The following is a 16553-nucleotide window of genomic DNA, read 5'->3' on the forward strand; positions in this document are numbered from 1 at the left end:
AATGACATGACGAGAAAGAAAATCCGTTTCGGCATCATGCTTCAAGGTCCCGGCGGGCACATGAATGCCTGGCGACACCCCAAAAGCCCTGTCGATGCCAGCGTCAATTTCGACTTTTTCAGAAAGAACGCGCTGAAGGCGGAAGCAGCCGGCATCGCCTTCGCCTTCGTGGCGGATGGGCTCTACATCAACGACAAGTCCATTCCGCATTTCCTCAACCGGTTTGAGCCGCTGACGATCCTTTCGGCGCTCGCCGCCGTCACCTCGAAGATCGGCTTGGCGGGAACCGTTTCGACCTCCTATAGCGACCCCTTCACCATTGCCCGCCAGTTTGCCTCGCTCGATCTTTTGAGCGGCGGCCGTGCCGGGTGGAATGCCGTGACGACACCGCTCGAAGGCACGGCGAAAAATTACAGCCGCAATCACCCCGAACATGCGCTGCGTTACGAGATCGCCGATGAATACCTCGAGGTTATCAAGGGCTTGTGGGACAGCTGGGACGATGACGCTTTCCTGCGTAACCGCGAGACGGGACAGTTTTTCGACCGCGCCAAGCTCCACACGCTCGGCCACAAGGGCCGCTTCTTCCAGGTGGAAGGCCCGCTGAACATCCAGCGTTCTCCACAGGGTCAGCCGGTGGTGTTCCAGGCAGGCTCGTCCGATGCCGGCATCGGTCTTGCTGGCAAACACGCGGATGCGGTCTTCACCAATTCCGCTTCGCTGGAGGAAAACCAGACCTTCCTCAAGCGTGTGAAGCAGAGCGCCGTTGCGCAGGGCCGGTCCGCTGCCGATGTGAAGATTTTCCCCGGCATCGGCCCGATCGTTGGCGAAACGCAGGAGGAAGCGGAGGCGAAATACGACGTCATCCGGAACCTCATCACTATCGAGGATGCGCTCGCCTATCTCGGTCGCTTCTTCGATCATCATGATTTCAGCGCCTATCCGCTGGATGAGCCTTTCCCCGAACTCGGCGAGATCGGCAAGAACAGTTTCCGCTCGACGACCGACCGCATCAAGCGGCGGGCCAAGGAAAAGAACCAGACGCTGCGCGAGGCGGCGCTGGAGGCTGCGACCCCGCGTGAAGGCTTCATCGGCACACCGGACAAGGTGGCCGACGAGATCATACGCTGGGTGGAACACGATGCGGCCGATGGCTTCATTCTGGGCTTTCCGGTGATTGCCGAGGGACTGGATGATTTCATCCGCCTCGTCATTCCGGTGCTGCAGCGGCGCGGTTATTTCGATCCGCATCTGGAAGGCGCGACATTGCGTGATCATCTCGGTCTGCCTTTCCGGGAAAGCGTCTATGCCGGCGGCGAAAACGCGTCTGACAAGGCCATCGCCTGAGCTTGCAGCCGGGCGGCGTTAATCGCTGCCCGGCGCATATTTCAAGACGCGGCGCGCAAAGGCCCCGCGCAGGAGACAGAACCATGAATATCCGCATTGACGGCGCGCGTCCGCAGGACGACGCCGAACGGGGAATCCTTGCCTTCATCGAAGAGAGCATCGCCATCCGGCATGATCTCCACCGGCATCCAGAGCTTTCGCTCAAGGAGACGCGTACGGCGGCGCTCATTGCCCGTTATCTCCTGTCTTTCGGATACGAGGTGACGGAGGGTGTCGGTGGTCACGGTGTCGTCGCCACGTTGAAGCGCGGTCATGGTGAAAAACGTCTCGGAATCCGCGCCGATATCGACGCCCTGCCCATTATCGAGGAAACCGGCCTTGCCTATGCCAGCCAGACGTCGGGCGTCATGCATGCCTGCGGTCATGATGGCCATACCACCATCCTGCTTTCAGCCGCCCGTTATCTTGCCGAAACATCGAATTTTTCCGGCACGCTGACACTGATCTTCCAACCGGCCGAGGAGATCGGTGCGGGTGCAAGGGCGATGATAAAGGACGGGCTGTTCGAGCGGTTTCCGGTCGATGCGGTCTTCGGCCTGCACAATTGGCCGGGTGTCGAAACCGGGCAGTTCGGCTTCGTCGAAGGTCCTGCCATGGCCTCCGTCGACAAGGCGAAGGTGCAGATCATCGGCAGGGGCGGGCATGGGGCGGCGCCGCATGAGACGGTCGATCCGGTTCTCGCCTCGGCAAGCTTTATCACCGCCCTGCAAAGCATCGTTTCGCGCAATGTCGATCCGCGCGAGATGGCGGTGCTGACGGTCGGCTCCATCCATGGCGGAACCGCCTCCAACGTCATTCCCGAGAGCGTCGAGCTGCAGATCACCGCCCGGGCTTTTTCGCCCGCCGTGCGTGACAGGCTGGAGGAGCGGCTTCCGGCGCTGGCCAGAGCGCAGGCGGAAAGTTTCGGCGCAAGCGCCGATGTCTCCTATTCCCGTGGTTTCCCGCCGGTCATCAATCACGCCCCGCAGACGGTCTTCGCCCGTGAGGTTGCCAAAAGGCATTTCCCGTCCGCGCAGATTGCCGAAGCGTTCCAGCCGCGCACTGCGAGCGAGGATTTTGCCTTCATGCTGCAGGAGCGGCCCGGCTCCTATCTCTTCGTCGGCAATGGCGACAGCGCGCCGCTGCACAGCCCCCACTATGATTTCAACGACGCGATCATCGCACCGGCAGCGCGCTTCTGGGTGCGTCTGGCGGAAGCATACCTCTCCTGACGCGAAATTTAGGACAAGGACATGAGCGACAGTTTTCTCTACACATCGGTCAAGGATCCGCTCGCAACGCCGCTTCTGGAGGAGTTGCTGTTTGAATATGACAGCCGTTACGGCACATTTTTCAACGCGGAAGGGGCCAAGGCGGAGCTGAACAAATATCCGCCGGAGGCCTTCAGCCCGCCATCGGGCAATTTCCTGCTGCTTTTGCGCGACGGTAAGGCGATCGCCGGCGGCGCTTTCATGCGCTACGACCACGAGACGGCCGAATTCAAGCGCGTCTGGACCCACTCGGCCCACCGCCGGCAGGGGCTTGCGAAAATCGTGCTTCAGGAGCTGGAGCAGCAGGCGATCCGGCAGGGTTACGCCCGCGTTTATCTGACCACGGGTTTCCGCCAGCCGGAAGCGGTCGGCCTTTATCTCACCAATGGCTATCGCGCCCTGTTCGACACGGCGGCCGATCCCGAGACGATCCGGTCGCTGCCCTTCGAAAAATGGCTTTCCGACGCTGCCGCCTCCATCCCGGATGGCGCGCCAGTACAGGCCGCCCGGCCGCAACTCTCTCCGGTTCATCCGTGAAAGGCTTTCTCCGATGACAATAGCCTCCGATTTTCCGCATGTTGCGGTGAACGAACAGAAGGGTGAGCCGGTCAAGGACGGTTACGCGCATTTTCGCGTCGTTCCCGCCCGTTATCCGCTGCGCACGGCGGGCACCGTTCTCTCGGTCCTCATCATCGCGGCCATTTTGCACTCCGTATTCGGCAATCCCCGCTGGGGCTGGAACGTGTTTGCGGAATGGTTCTTTGCCGAACCGGTGCTTGTGGGGCTCGGCCGGACGCTGTTGCTGACGGTGCTCGGGGCTTTTCTCGGTTTCGTGCTCGGCACGGTTCTGGCGCTTGCGCGCGTTTCAGGTTCGCCTTTGCTTGTCGCGATCTCCTGGACCTATATCTGGATATTCCGTTCCATTCCGCTGATCGTGCTTTTGCTGATCCTCAACAATCTCGGTTATCTCTACGAGACCGTGACGATCGGCGTGCCCTATACCGGCATCAATTTCTTCGGCTGGAATACCACGCAGCTGATGACGCCCTTTGCGGCTGCGGTGCTGGGGCTGACATTACATGCCGCAGCCTTTTCATCGGAAATCGTGCGCGGCGGTATTCTTTCGGTGGAACAGGGCCAGCTTGAGGCTGCGGCCTCACTCGGCCTGCCGCGGCGCAGACAGTTTTCACGCATCGTGCTGCCGCAGGCGATGCGCACCATTCTGCCGAATGGTTTCAACGAGATCATTCTGCTCGCAAAGGGCACCTCGCAGGTCTATATCCTCGCCCTGCCGGAGCTTTTTTATACGATCCAGATCATCTATCGCCGCAATCTGGAAGTGATCCCGCTGCTGATGGTCGCAACCGTCTGGTATCTGGTGATCCTGACGGCGCTTTCCATCGTGCAGCACCATATCGAACGGCACTTCTCGCGCGGCGCGCTGCGCAATCCGCCGCCCTCGCTGTTCGCCACGCTCTACCGCACCTTCCTGCCGCGCAAGCCCTTGCCTGAAGCGGTGGAGACGGCGACGCCTGCGGTTGCCTTGTCCCAACGCCCCGCCACCGTCAGGTCGGGAAGTTTCCAGCTCGGAAATCGCGGCGGTTCGGTCAATATTCACGGTGTCTCGAAATCCTTCGGAACGCTGAAGGTGCTGGACGACGTCAGCCTTTCCATCCCGGCAGGCAGCGTCACCACCATTCTTGGCCAGTCCGGCTCCGGCAAGTCCACATTGCTTCGTTCCATCAACCATCTGGAGCGTGTCGATGACGGCTTTATCGCCATAGACGGCGAGCTGGTCGGTTATCGTCAGAAGGGCGATACGCTTTACGAACTGAAGGAACGGGAAATCCTGAAACGCCGCGTCGAAGTGGGCATGGTGTTCCAGAGCTTCAACCTGTTCCCGCATCTGACCGCACTTGAAAACATCGCCGAAGCGCCGGTCGTGGTTCGCGGCATATCGAAAGAGCAGGCCGAGGCCGAAGCACGCGATCTTCTGGCCCGTGTCGGCCTTGCCGAAAAAGCCGGCGCCTATCCGCGCCAGCTTTCCGGCGGGCAGCAGCAGCGCGTGGCGATTGCCCGGGCGCTGGCCTTGCGGCCGAAGGTGCTGCTCTTCGATGAGCCGACATCCGCTCTCGATCCTGAACTCGTCAACGAGGTGCTTGACGTCATCAAGGAGCTTTCCCGCTCCGGCGTCACCCTCATCATCGTCACCCATGAAATCGGTTTTGCCCGCGAAGTCTCCGACAGGGTCGTCTTTATGGAGCAGGGCCGCATCCTGGAAACGGGCACGCCGGAAAAGGTGTTCAACAACCCGGACCACCCGCGCACGGCCGAATTCCTCGCAAAAGTTCTCTAATCAACAACAAAGGAAACACTCGCATGGTATTTTCATCGAAATTATTGTCCCTGCTCGCCGGCGGTCTTTTCACCGCCACCGCCGCACTCATTCCGGCTGCGCATGCGCAGGAAGTGGACCTGTCGCCCGAACAGAAAGGCCGGGTGCGCGCTGAAAAGGTGGAAGAGGCGATCAAGCTTCTGCCCGCAGGACATAAATTCATCGCCGACGGAAAGCTGACGGTCGCGACCGTGCCGTTCCGTCTGCCGCTGGTGGATTATGCGAGCGACACGAAAACGCCGATCGGCGTGGAGCCGGATATCGCCCAGCTGGTCGCCGACAGCCTTGGCCTTGAGCTGCAACTTGTTCCCATCGCCTGGGCCGACTGGCCGCTCGGTCTCACCTCCGGCAAATACGATGCCGTCACCTCCAACATCACGGTCACGGAAGCCCGCAAGGAAAAATTCGATTTTTCCAGCTATCGCAACGATCTGCTCGGCTTTTACGTCGGCAATAACAGCAAGGTTACGTCCATCGGCAAGCCCGAGGATGTAGCCGGGCTGAAGGTGATCGTCGGCGCCGCCACCAATCAGGAGCAGATCCTGCTGAAATGGATCAAGGACAACAAGGCCAAGGGTTTGGCCGATACCGACGTGCAATATTACGACGATCAGGCCGTGCTTGACGTCGCCCTGCAATCCGGTCGCGCGGATGCCTATCTCGGCCCCAACGCCACCTCTGCCTTCCAGGTGGCAAGCCAGAAGAAGACGAAACTTGTCGGCACCTTCTCCGGCGGCTGGCCTGAGGCGGCGGAAATCGCCGTCGCTTCGAAAAAGGACGCGGGCATCGCCGAGGCCATCACCGCCGCGCTGAACGCCCAGATCAAGAACGGCAATTACGGCAAGGTTCTCGCCCGCTGGAATCTTGGATCGGAAGCCATCACCGAATCCCGCACCAATCCGCCCGGCCTTCCGAAGAGCTGAGTTCTGGTTTGCTTGCCAAAAAGCTGAGTTGAAGGTGGGACATCACTCAGCCGGTAGCGCGGGCATCCTCCCGCCCGCGCTACCTCCGTCCCGCAATCATTCTATCGGGAAACCACAATGACTTTCACCTCTCGTCTCGCCACGGCCACGCTCGGTGCTTTTCTGTCCGTTGCCGGTTTCGCACCGGCTTTTGCAACGGATGTCTTCGATCTGTCGCCGGACCAGCCAGGCCGCGTCAGGGTTGAAAAAGACCCCAGCGCTATTGCCGCTATTCCCAAGGATTTCAAATTCGTCACGCCGGGCAAACTCACCGTCGCGGTCGCACCCGGTGGGCCACCGCTTGCGACCTATGCGACGGATGCAAAAACTGTGGTCGGTGCAGACCCTGATTATGCCCTTGCGGTGGCCGACAGCCTCGGCCTCGATCTGGAATTGGTGGCGGTGGCCTGGGCGGACTGGCCGCTGGGGCTTGCTTCCGGCAAATACGATGCGGTGATCTCGAATGTCGGTGTGACCGAACAGCGCAAGGAAAAGTTCGATTTCTCCACCTATCGTCAGGGCCTGCACGGATTTTTCGTCAAGTCGGATAGCGGTATAACCGCCATCCGCGAGCCGAAGGACGCGGCCGGCCTGAGGATCATCGTCGGCGCTGGCACCAATCAGGAGCGCATTCTGCTGAAATGGAGCGACGAGAATGTTGCCGCCGGGTTGAAGCCGATCGAGTTGCAATATTACGATGATGAAGCCACACGGTTTGTGGCGCTTTCTGCGGGGAGGGCGGATGTGATCGTCCAGCCGCATGCGCAGCTGGTTTTCATCGCCGCACGCGACAAGACGATCAAGCGCGTCGGAACCCTCTCCGCCGGCTGGCCGGAACGGTCCGATGTCGCCATCACCACCCGCAAGGGCTCGGGACTGGCCGATGCACTGACGCTTGCCACCAACGACCTGATCAAGAGCGGCGCTTATGCGAAGATCCTGGATCGCTGGCGGCTATCGGAAGAAGCCCTGCCGGAATCGCGCACCAACCCACCCGGCCTGCCAAAAAGCTGACCGGTCGAATAAATGCGGCGGACGACAATACCCGCAGGCTCAGGCCTTGCGGGTATTGTTTTGTCCGTCAGCCCTGGGCGGGAAGGGCGCGAAATAGCTGTCGCAATTCGCCGACAAAGGGTTTGAAGAAACGCGACAGCGGCCGGGCCGTGTTGGTGGAAACGGCGACATTCATCGTCACTTCAGGCATGAATGGGCGCACCGTCACTCCCTCGAAACTGTTCCACCGCACCAAGCCGTCAACAAGGGCGATGCCGATACCGCCACGCACCAGCGGCACAGCGCCGACCGATGAGGTGACCTGCACTGAGACATCACGCGTAAGCCCGTCGCGTTCGAAGACCTCGTTCAGCTGCGGGCCGATCTCGTCCGCCTGGTTGCCGTAGGAAATCAGCGGCCTGCCGGCGAGGTCGCGCGGCGTCACCGTCATCATTTCGGCCAGGGCATCATCATGCCGCATCACCGCCACAACAGGCACGGAGGCAAGAATTTCACTGCGCACTGTTGGTGCCTGAATGGTGGACAGCGTTACCGCAAAATCGATGTCTCCCAGCAGCAGCTGCTCGGCAATTTCTTTTTTGGGCAGGGCGTTGAGGTGGATTTTGACGGTCGGATGCGTCTGCCGGAAAGCGAGCAATGCTTCAGGCAGCACGGAATAGGTGACCGGCAGGCTGGCCCCGATGCGCAGAAGGCCAAGCTTGCGCTCGCCGATGGTGCGCGTCAGTTTTTTCAGCACTTCCAGTTCACGGAAAACCCGGTCGGCATCCTCGTAGATCAGATGCGCTTCCATCGTCGGCACCAGCCGCCCGCCGATGCGCTCGAACAGCTTGTAACCCAGCTGGCTTTCCAGATGGTGCAACACCTTGCTGACGCCGGGCTGGGAAACGGCAAGCGAATTGGCAGCCGCTGTCACGGAGCCGTCGCGCATGATGGCGCGGAAAATTTCAAGCTGTCGGGCGTTCATGGAAACCTCCGGCGTCATCTCTTCCATAACCCAAGGTTCTGTTCAAGCGACCATTTGCGATTGGCAGGAAACCTCCTGCCGTGGAAATCTGTGACGGTGCAGGAGAGGTGCCTGTGAAGGTTTCGGGAAAGGAAACGCGGATGCTTGCCAGATTCAGGCGCATCGCCGAAGAGCGACGCGCGGTTTGCCCTGTCCTGATCGACGGCATGCCGGTCGAGGCGCTGGAGGGAGACACGGTGCTGACGGCGCTGATGCTGTCGCGCGGGTTTGCCCGCCTTTCGGAATTCGCCGATGGCAAGCGCGCGGGGTTCTGTCTGATGGGCGCCTGTCAGGATTGCTGGGTCTGGACCGGGGAAGGGGAGCGGCTGCGCGCCTGTTCCACCGCCGTTCGCCCGGGCATGGATATCAGAACCGAGGTTCCGGAGGGGTTATGGCAGATTTGCGCGTCGTGATCGTGGGCGCCGGCCCCGCCGGTACGCGTGCCGCCGAGACGCTGGTGCGGGCTGGGCTTCGCCCCGTCGTCATTGATGAGGGAGATCGCAGCGGCGGCCAGATCTATCGCCGTCAGCCGCAGAATTTCAAGCGCTCATATACCGCTCTTTACGGCACGGAAGCGGATAAGGCGAAGGCTCTGCACGACACATTCGACGGGCTTTCAGACCATATCGATTACCGCCCGCAGACCCTGGCGTGGGCAATTCGCGACAATCGCATTCATATTCAGCGCGCAGAGACATCCGAAGCTCTGGATTTCGATGCCCTCATCATCGCATCGGGTGCGACCGACCGCATCATGCCCTTGCCGGGCTGGACGAGGCCGGGTTGTTTTTCGCTTGGCGCGGCGCAGATATCCCTGAAGGCGCAGGCCTGCGCGATAGGGCGACGGGTGGTTTTTATGGGCACGGGGCCGCTGCTTTATCTCGTGGCTTATCAATATATGAAGGCAGGGGCGGTGCCTGTGGCGGTGCTGGATACCACACCATTCTTCACGCAGATCAAGGGCCTGCCGGGGATGGTGGCACGACCAATGCAGCTCCTCAAGGGCATACGGCTTGTCGCGGCGCTGCTTGCGGGCGGCGTGAGGATCGAACGGGGCATCATGCCGATAGAGATTATCGGCGACGCTGAGAGTGGCGTGACCGGCATTCGCTATCGGGATGCGTCCGGTGAGGAAAAACGTCCCGCCTGCGATGCCATCGGCATGGGCTATCATCTGCGGGCGGAAAGCCAGCTTGCCGACCTTGCCGGTTGCCGCTTCTCCTTTGATCCGCTGATCCGGCAATGGCTTCCGGATGTGGACAATATGGGGCGGAGTTCCGTGCCTGATGTCTATCTGGCAGGCGATGGCGTGCGTATTCTCGGTGCAGATGGTGCGGAAGCCTCTGGCCGGCTCGCCGCGCTCGCGCTTCTTGAGGATCAAGGTTTGAAGCCATCCCGTGCGGAGATCGGCCGCTGCCGGAAATCGCTGAAAGCCGCGAGCCGCTTTGCGCAGGGAATGGCCCGGGCCTTCCCCTGGCCGCACCTGTTGGTGCGGTCACTTGCCGACGACACGATTATCTGCCGCTGCGAGGTGGTGACGGCGGGCGAGTTGCGCGCAAGTGTGAGCGGCAAGGGCGCGACGGAGGTCAACCGCTCGAAAGCTTTCTCGCGGGTTGGTATGGGGAGATGCCAGGGCCGGTTCTGCGGGCAGGCGGGACAGGAGATTGTCGCCGCCGCCTCTGGTCTATCGGTGGAATTGGCCGGACGGCTGCGCGGGCAGGCGCCGGTGAAACCGCTGCCGCTGGCGATTGTGAAGGGAGGCGATGATGCGTAACACGCTTGCAGAGGCCGATGTCATTATCGTCGGCGGCGGCATTGTTGGAACCGCGACGGCGTTTTTCCTGCGGCAACGGGGTGTCAGCGTCATTCTGCTGGAGCGTTTCCTCGTCGGCCAGCAGGCGAGCGGCACCAATTTCGGCAATGTCCGCCGTCAGGGCCGTTATCTCGGGCAGCTTCCGCTCGCCAACAGATCGCGGGATATCTGGAGCCGGATCCCGCAACTGACCGGTGCGGATGTGGAATTCATGCCCGTCGGCCATATCCGGTTTCTCTGGGCGGAAGAACAGATCGCCGTGGTCGAGAAATACCGCGACGATGCCACGCAATATGGTCTGGAATTGCAGATACTCTCGCGCGAGGCTGTCAGGCAGAAATTCCCCTTCATCGGACCGGAGGCGGTTGCGGGATCATGGTCGCCGCATGATGGTCACGCCAATCCGCGCCTTGTCGCGCCCGCCTTTGCCCGCGCGGCGCGGCGGGATGGTGCAACCATCGTGGAAAATTGCGAAGTTCTGGCCATCGAAAAGGCGGGCGAGGATTTCCGGGTGACGACGGAGGAAGGGGAATATCGCGCGCCCTCGGTGCTGGTTGCCAACGGTGCATGGGGCGGCGGGTTTGCCGGCGCCCTGGGAGAGGCGGTGCCGCTGGAAGTGGCCGGCCCGCAAATGGGCGTGACGGAACCTTTGCCATGGTTCATTCACCCCGTCGTCGGCGTCTCCACCAAAATTCACGGCGAGGTCATTTATATGCGGCAAATCCCGCGCGGAAACGTCATTTTCGGCGGGGTGAAACGATGCGCCGCCGCGCTGGACGAACGCCGGGCGAAATATGATCCCGCCGGGCTTGATGCTCAGCTGCGCCAGTTGCTGCGGCTGGCTCCCGCTTTGCGCCATGCCCGGCTGATCCGCACCTGGTCCGGCGTGGAAGGTTATATGGCCGACGATCTGCCGGTCATGGGGGAAAGTGCTGCAACCTCCGGCCTTTATTATGCCTTCGGCTTCAGCGGCCACGGTTTCCAGATTGGGCCGGGTGTTGGCGACGTGATGGCGGAGCTGATAGCGACCGGAAAGACCACGACGCCGATTGCGGATTTTCACATCGGCCGGTTCCATCGCGGTGAGTCTGTCGCATCCCATTAAGGGAGGGTCAGAAATCCGCGACCTTGCCCCAGGACGAATCGAGGAAGCGGCTGGGGTGATAGGGGGCGGCATCGACGATCGGGTTCGAGCCCGTCACGATATCGGCGATCAGATGGCCGGCACCCGGTCCGATGCCGAAACCGTGGCCGCTGAAGCCGGCGGCGAGGATGAAGCCGGGCAATTCGCTGGTTTCGCCAATGGCAGGCACGCCATCAGGCGTGCTGTCGATGAAGCCCGCCCAGGCGGCGGAAATCCGGGTTTTGCCGAGGGCCGGCAGAAGCTTCAGTGCCCTTTCATGGGTCTCGCGGATGGCGGCGGCATTGGGTTTCGGATCGAGAATACGAACCCGTTCCATCGGCGTCGGCGCATCGAGCCGCCAGCGTTTCAGCGTCTCGTGGCCGCCGCGAAGACCTTCCAGCCCGCCTGGCCGCAGGCTTCGCCAGCGCTTGAGAAACATCGGAACAAATTCACGGGCAAACCGCATCTGCTGCGCCGTCGGGTCGATGCGGCCCAGCCCGCTGATGGCGAGAGTATAGCCGCCGTCTTTTCTCTTCGTGGCTGAGACGGCGGCGGTGTGCAGTGCATCCGGCAGCCCCTCCGCACCCGGCGTGACGGACAGAATGGAGGAGCGGACGGAGGCCTGCGGGAAACGAATGCCAAGCTGGCGGCAAAAGGACGACGCCCAGGCCCCGCCGGACATGATGGCGGTTTTGGTGCGGATCGTGCCTTTTTCGGTGACAACGGCGCTGACACGGCCGCCTTCCGTCTCAAGCCCGCGCGCGGCGCAATTCTGATGCACCGTGCCGCCCAGTTTGATGATGGCGCGCGCCACGGCGGGTGCCGCCATGGAAGGATCGGCCGTACCGTCTGTCGGTGAAAACACACCGCCCTTCCAGCGTTTGCCCGTAGATCGGCCGCGTTCGCTCGCCTCATCGGCGCTCAGCATATGGGTCGTCACGCCTGCGGTAATGGCAAAGTCACGCCAGCGCGCCCAGCCGGCAAGCTCGGCTTCATTGTCGCTCAGATAAAACAGCCCACAGCGCCGAAAGCCCGTGTCCTCGCCGCTCTCTGCGCCAAATTCTTCCCAAAGCGCCAGGCTCTTGGTGGAAATCGGCAATTCGCGGGCGTCGCGGTTCTGCTGGCGGCACCAGCCCCAGTTACGGCTGGATTGCTCCGCCCCGATCAGGCCCTTTTCGACCAGCGCCACCTTCAGACCGCGCCGGGCGAGGTAATAGGCGGCGAAGACACCGACGATGCCGCCGCCGATAATGACGGCGTCCGCAGATGTCGGCAGTTCCGGCGATGTCGTGATCTGTTGCAGCGGGGCGGGCATGGTCGGACTCCTTATATTCGTCCTAATTTACCTCAGCTGGCGTGTAAACGCTGCCAGACTGGGCGTCTTGCCGGAATCTCATGCTGTTGGTGGCCACGTCTGCAACTCTTTATGCTGCACCAAAAAAACATCTCCACGTCGACAGGGCGCGCCCATGTGGTAAGATTTCCGATACCGCGCCAGAATTTTATGCCGCGTGTTCAAAAAACAAAAAAGGGGTTCCGCACGTGATGAAACTTGACCGGATCGATATCAAGATCCTCTATGAACTGCAGAAAAACGGTCGCATCACCAATGTCGAGCTGGCGGAGCTTGTCAATCTGTCGCCCAGCCCTTGCCTGATGCGGGTAAAGAAGCTGCAGGCGGAAGGTTATATCGAGGGTTATTCGGCGCAGATCAACATCAACAAGCTCGGCCAGACGCTGACTGTTTTCACCGAGATTACGCTGAAGAACCACCGCCAGATCGATTTCGCCCGCTTCCTCGGCGTTGTCGAAAAGATCGACCAGGTGGTGGAGTGCCACCTCGTTTCCGGGGGTTACGACTACCTGCTGAAATTCGTCACCTCTGGCATCGTCGAATACCAGTCGATCATGGAGCGACTGACCGATATGGATGTCGGCATCGATAAATATTTCAGCTTCGTGGTGCTGAAATCACCGATCATCAAGTCGCATATGCCGCTGACCAGCCTGTTTCCGCTTTGAGGTGTGGGAAACGGCCCTTTGCAGGGCCGTACTATCTCGTTCTCACCGCTTCGAAAACGCCCGCACCAGCTCCGCATCCTGCTGCAGATTGTCGAGCCATTTCGGGTCGAGTTTCGGCACCGAGGAGAACAGCAGTTTCGAATAGGGGTGGGTCGGCGACTTGATCGCTTCCGTCTCCAGATGCTCTACCTTCTGTCCGCCATACATCACGACGATTTCGTCACAAATGGTCTCCACCACCGAAAGATCATGGCTGATGAAGATGTAAGAGAGGTTCAGCTCCCGCTGCAGTTCCCCGAGAAGATCGATGATCGCGGCCGCGACCACGGTATCGAGCGCCGAGGTGATTTCATCGCAGATGATGAGCGATGGTTCGGCGGCAAGCGCCCGGGCGAAATTGACACGCTGCTTCTGCCCTCCGGAAAGGCCGGAAGGATGGCGATGGCGAACCGAGCGCGGCAGCTTCACCATATCGAGAAGCTGGTCGATCCGAGCATCGCGCGCCTTGCCCTTCATACCGTGATAAAAGGTCAGCGGCCGGCCGAGGATGTCCTCGATGGGTTTGGACGGGTTGAGTGCCGTGTCGGCATATTGGAACACGATCTGCATGCGGCGAAGCTGATCGCCGGTCCGTCGGCGTGCATCGGCATCCAGTTCCTTGCCTTCGAAGATCACATGGCCGCTTGCCGCCGGCAGAATGCCGGCAATGGCGCGCGCAAGTGTCGATTTTCCGCAGCCGGATTCGCCGATAATGCCGAGATTGCGGCCGGGATAGACTGAAAGACTGACGGAATCCACCGCACGCACCAGCGGCATCTTGTCTCCGCCCTTCGTTCCATATCCGGCGATCAGCTCCTCGATATCCAGGAGGGGCGTGGCCTGCTCCTGTTTGACGGGTGTGACAACGCGTGCCTTGTCGTGAAAAGCCGTCAGCAATTCCGTAGTATAGGGATGCTGCGCATTTTCGAGGATATCCGCCGTGGTTCCGGTTTCCTGCACCTCGCCGCCTTTCAAGACCACGATCCGGTCGGCAATCTGGGCGACGACGGCAAGATCATGCGAGACATAAACGCCGCCGATACCGCCCTTGCGCATTGCCGATTTGAAGGCGCGCAGCACCTCGATCTGGGTCGTGACATCGAGCGCCGTGGTCGGCTCGTCGAAGATCACCAGCTTCGGGTTGCCGATCAGCGCCATGGCGGCGGAGAGGCGCTGAAGCTGGCCACCGGACACCTGATGCGGGTAGCGCTCGCCGATGGTCTCAGGGTTGGGCAGCGACAGGGCCTTGAAGAGTTCCACCGCCCGCACCCGCGCCTCCTGCGGCGGCATCAGATGGTGGATGCGGGTGACTTCGATCACCTGGTCGATGATCCTCTGCGCAGGGTTAAAGGCGGCGGCCGCACTTTGGGGCACATAGGTCACCTTCGTGCCGCGGATCGTTGCTCGCTCGGCTTCGGAAAGCTGCACCATGTCGCGACCCGCCACCTTGACGCTGCCGCTGGAAATGCGGCAGCCCGGGCGGGCATAGCCCATCAGCGTCAGCGCAATGGTGGTCTTGCCGGAACCGCTTTCGCCGATCAGCGCAACGATCTCGCCATCGGCGATGTCGATGTCCACACCCTTGATGATGTCGATGCGGCGGCCGGAATCGGTGGTGGCCTCGACTTTCAGTCCGCGGATTTCAACGAGATTGCTCATTATTCACTCCTGTCGCGGATTTTCTGCGGCAGATTGTCGATCAGCAGGTTGACGCTGATCGTCAGGCTGGCAATCGCCAGGGACGGGAAGATGACGGCGGGTGCCGCGAACGGCAGGCCGCCGATGTTTTCGCGCACCAGCGCACCCCAGTCCGCATTCGGCGGCTGCAGGCCAAGGCCAAGGAAGGAGAGGCCCGACAGCAGCAGCACGATGAAGACGAAGCGCACGCCAAGATCGGCCAACACGGGACGGACGATGTTCGGCAGGATTTCGGAACCGATGAGATAAAGCAGGCTTTCGCCGCGCACGCGGGCGACGGTGACGAAATCCATGGTGTTGACATTGACGGCGAGCGCCCGGGCGAAACGATAGGCGCCGGGCGTATAGATGACCGAGAGCGTGATGATCAGCACCGGAATGGACGAGCCGACGGCGGCGACGACGACGAGGCCGAAAAGCTTGCTCGGAATGGAATTCACCGCATCGAGAAACCGGCTCAATGCCGCATCGAACCAGCCGCCGATGACGGCGGCGCACATGCCGAGCACGACGCCGGAGGTGCAGGCGATGGTGACGGCTGCGAGCGATATGCCGACCGTGAAACGCGCGCCCATGAGAATGCGGGAAAACACGTCACGGCCGAGGTAATCGGAACCGAGCCAGAGATCTGATGTCATCGGCCCGAAATAATCGAGATCGACGATTTCACCGACTGGATGCGGTATGAGATACGGCGCCAAGATTGCGACCATGGCCCAGGAAAAAATCATGAGAAAGCCGAAAACGCCGACTGCGTTGATCTTGTAACCCAAACGCGAAGTCCCCGAAGTTGTTTTGATATTGTCGGCCATCAGCGCAGCCTCGGATTGGACATGATGGCGATAATGTCAGCCGTCGTGATGAGGAGGAGATAACCGACGCAGAAGATCATCGCGCAGCTCTGGATCAGCGGCAGGTCGCGGGTTGCGACGCCATCCACCATCAGCTTGGCGATGCCAGGATAATTGAAGATCGTCTCAACGATGATGACGCCGCCGACGAGATAGGAAAGTGACAGCGCCACCGCATTGACGATGGGGCCGAGCGCATTGGGAAGCGCATGGCGAAGCACGATGCGCATGCGCGGTGCGCCCTTCAAAAGCGCCATTTCGACATAGGGCGTATCCAGCGTTTCGATGACGGCGGCGCGGCTCATGCGGATCATCTGCGCTGAGACGACGAAGGTCAGCGTGATGACCGGCATGGCATAGACCCGCAGTACATCGAAAAGCGTGTGAACCTCGCTGACCAGCGAAAGCGCCGGCAGCCATTTCAGGTAAACGGCGAAAAGCAGCACGGCGAGTGTGGCGATCATGAATTCCGGCACCGAGATGACACCGATGGTCAGCACGGTGACGGCCCGGTCATAAAGCGTTCCGCGCAGCATGGCGGAGCTGATGCCAAGCGTGAGCGCCAGCGGCACGGCGATGATGGTGGTAATGCCGGCAAGCTTCATGGAATTGACGAAGCGCGGACCGATAAGATCGGCAATCGCCATGTTGTTGGCATAGGAGGTGCCGAGCTCGCCATGCAGCAGGCCAAAAAGCCAGCGGACGAAACGCAGCAGGGCCGGGTCGTCGAGATGCATGGCGGTGCGCAGGCCCGCCACGGCTTCCGGCGTCGCCGCCTGGCCGAGAAGGATCGTCGCCGTGTCGCCGGGCAGCAGGCTGGTGGCGGAAAAGACGATAAACGACACGATCAGCAGCGTCGTCAGCATGACGACCAGCCGCCTGGCGATAAGGGACAATATCCGGCTGTTCATTCACATGCTCCTGCGACCTGCCTGATTGTGGAGGCTTCCCGCATCCTGCGGAAAACGTGCCGGGC

The 16553-nt window shown here is 61.1% G+C and carries 15 protein-coding genes; 10 read left to right on the forward strand and 5 right to left on the reverse strand.

The annotated features are described in order from the left end of the window. Positions 1–6 precede the first annotated feature (6 nt). The 6 genes from V6S97_RS13175 to V6S97_RS13200 all read left to right on the forward strand — a co-directional run bounded on the left by V6S97_RS13175 (position 7) and on the right by V6S97_RS13200 (position 7028). Entirely contained in the window at positions 7–1347 is a 1341-nt protein-coding gene (locus tag V6S97_RS13175) for an LLM class flavin-dependent oxidoreductase (RefSeq protein ID WP_107677294.1), read from the forward strand. A gap of 83 nt (positions 1348–1430) precedes the next feature. Continuing rightward, a complete protein-coding gene (locus V6S97_RS13180; protein ID WP_003506876.1) occupies positions 1431–2618 on the forward strand; it encodes a M20 aminoacylase family protein in 1188 nt (395 codons plus the stop codon). Positions 2619–2639: 21 nt separating this feature from the next. Further along, positions 2640–3194, forward strand: a complete 555-nt coding sequence (locus V6S97_RS13185; RefSeq protein ID WP_003506874.1) for a GNAT family N-acetyltransferase — start codon at positions 2640–2642, stop codon at positions 3192–3194. 13 nt (positions 3195–3207) lie between these two features. Then, positions 3208–5013, forward strand: a complete 1806-nt coding sequence (locus V6S97_RS13190; RefSeq protein ID WP_003506872.1) for an amino acid ABC transporter permease/ATP-binding protein — start codon at positions 3208–3210, stop codon at positions 5011–5013. A gap of 23 nt (positions 5014–5036) precedes the next feature. Next, on the forward strand, positions 5037–5975 hold the full coding sequence (locus tag V6S97_RS13195) for an ABC transporter substrate-binding protein (RefSeq protein ID WP_113007398.1): 939 nt from the start codon (positions 5037–5039) through the stop codon (positions 5973–5975). Between the two features lie 117 nt (positions 5976–6092). Next, positions 6093–7028 (forward strand): ABC transporter substrate-binding protein, encoded by a 936-nt coding sequence (locus V6S97_RS13200; RefSeq protein WP_113007400.1) that lies wholly within the window; start codon positions 6093–6095, stop codon positions 7026–7028. 67 nt (positions 7029–7095) lie between these two features. On the opposite strand, the gene V6S97_RS13205 is transcribed toward V6S97_RS13200, so the two are convergent. Further along, complete coding sequence (locus V6S97_RS13205) at positions 7096–8019, reverse strand: LysR family transcriptional regulator (RefSeq protein ID WP_020812194.1); 924 nt, start codon at positions 8017–8019, stop codon at positions 7096–7098. Positions 8020–8132: 113 nt separating this feature from the next. On the opposite strand from V6S97_RS13205, the gene V6S97_RS13210 reads away from it, so the two are divergent. Genes V6S97_RS13210 through V6S97_RS13220 form a run of 3 tightly spaced genes read left to right on the forward strand, consistent with a single transcriptional unit; the run spans position 8133 to position 10949 of the window. Beyond that, positions 8133–8444 carry a (2Fe-2S)-binding protein gene (locus V6S97_RS13210; protein ID WP_031234289.1) on the forward strand — a complete coding sequence of 104 codons (312 nt, stop codon included), beginning with the start codon at positions 8133–8135 and terminating at the stop codon, positions 8442–8444. Continuing rightward, positions 8423–9805 (forward strand): FAD/NAD(P)-dependent oxidoreductase, encoded by a 1383-nt coding sequence (locus tag V6S97_RS13215; RefSeq protein WP_020812192.1) that lies wholly within the window; start codon positions 8423–8425, stop codon positions 9803–9805. The genes V6S97_RS13210 and V6S97_RS13215 overlap by 22 nt, the downstream gene beginning before the upstream one ends. After that, complete coding sequence (locus V6S97_RS13220) at positions 9798–10949, forward strand: NAD(P)/FAD-dependent oxidoreductase (protein WP_031234288.1); 1152 nt, start codon at positions 9798–9800, stop codon at positions 10947–10949. The genes V6S97_RS13215 and V6S97_RS13220 overlap by 8 nt, the downstream gene beginning before the upstream one ends. 7 nt (positions 10950–10956) lie before the next feature. Here the strand turns inward: V6S97_RS13220 and V6S97_RS13225 are convergent, their stop codons facing one another. Then, on the reverse strand, positions 10957–12282 hold the full coding sequence (locus V6S97_RS13225; RefSeq protein ID WP_020812190.1) for an NAD(P)/FAD-dependent oxidoreductase: 1326 nt from the start codon (positions 12280–12282) through the stop codon (positions 10957–10959). Positions 12283–12512: 230 nt separating this feature from the next. On the opposite strand from V6S97_RS13225, the gene V6S97_RS13230 reads away from it, so the two are divergent. Next, entirely contained in the window at positions 12513–12989 is a 477-nt protein-coding gene (locus V6S97_RS13230) for an Lrp/AsnC family transcriptional regulator (RefSeq protein ID WP_003506856.1), read from the forward strand. Positions 12990–13031: 42 nt separating this feature from the next. Here the strand turns inward: V6S97_RS13230 and V6S97_RS13235 are convergent, their stop codons facing one another. The 3 genes from V6S97_RS13235 to V6S97_RS13245 are packed head-to-tail and all read right to left on the reverse strand — an operon-like array spanning position 13032 to position 16488. After that, a complete protein-coding gene (locus tag V6S97_RS13235) occupies positions 13032–14687 on the reverse strand; it encodes an ABC transporter ATP-binding protein (protein WP_112356232.1) in 1656 nt (551 codons plus the stop codon). Continuing rightward, on the reverse strand, positions 14687–15538 hold the full coding sequence (locus tag V6S97_RS13240; RefSeq protein WP_020812188.1) for an ABC transporter permease: 852 nt from the start codon (positions 15536–15538) through the stop codon (positions 14687–14689). The genes V6S97_RS13235 and V6S97_RS13240 overlap by 1 nt, the downstream gene beginning before the upstream one ends. Beyond that, positions 15538–16488 (reverse strand): ABC transporter permease, encoded by a 951-nt coding sequence (locus V6S97_RS13245; protein WP_020812187.1) that lies wholly within the window; start codon positions 16486–16488, stop codon positions 15538–15540. The genes V6S97_RS13240 and V6S97_RS13245 overlap by 1 nt, the downstream gene beginning before the upstream one ends. Positions 16489–16553: the final 65 nt, after the last annotated feature.

Source organism: Agrobacterium sp. CCNWLW155 (assembly GCF_036888815.1).
GTDB classification, from domain to species: domain Bacteria; phylum Pseudomonadota; class Alphaproteobacteria; order Rhizobiales; family Rhizobiaceae; genus Agrobacterium; species Agrobacterium radiobacter.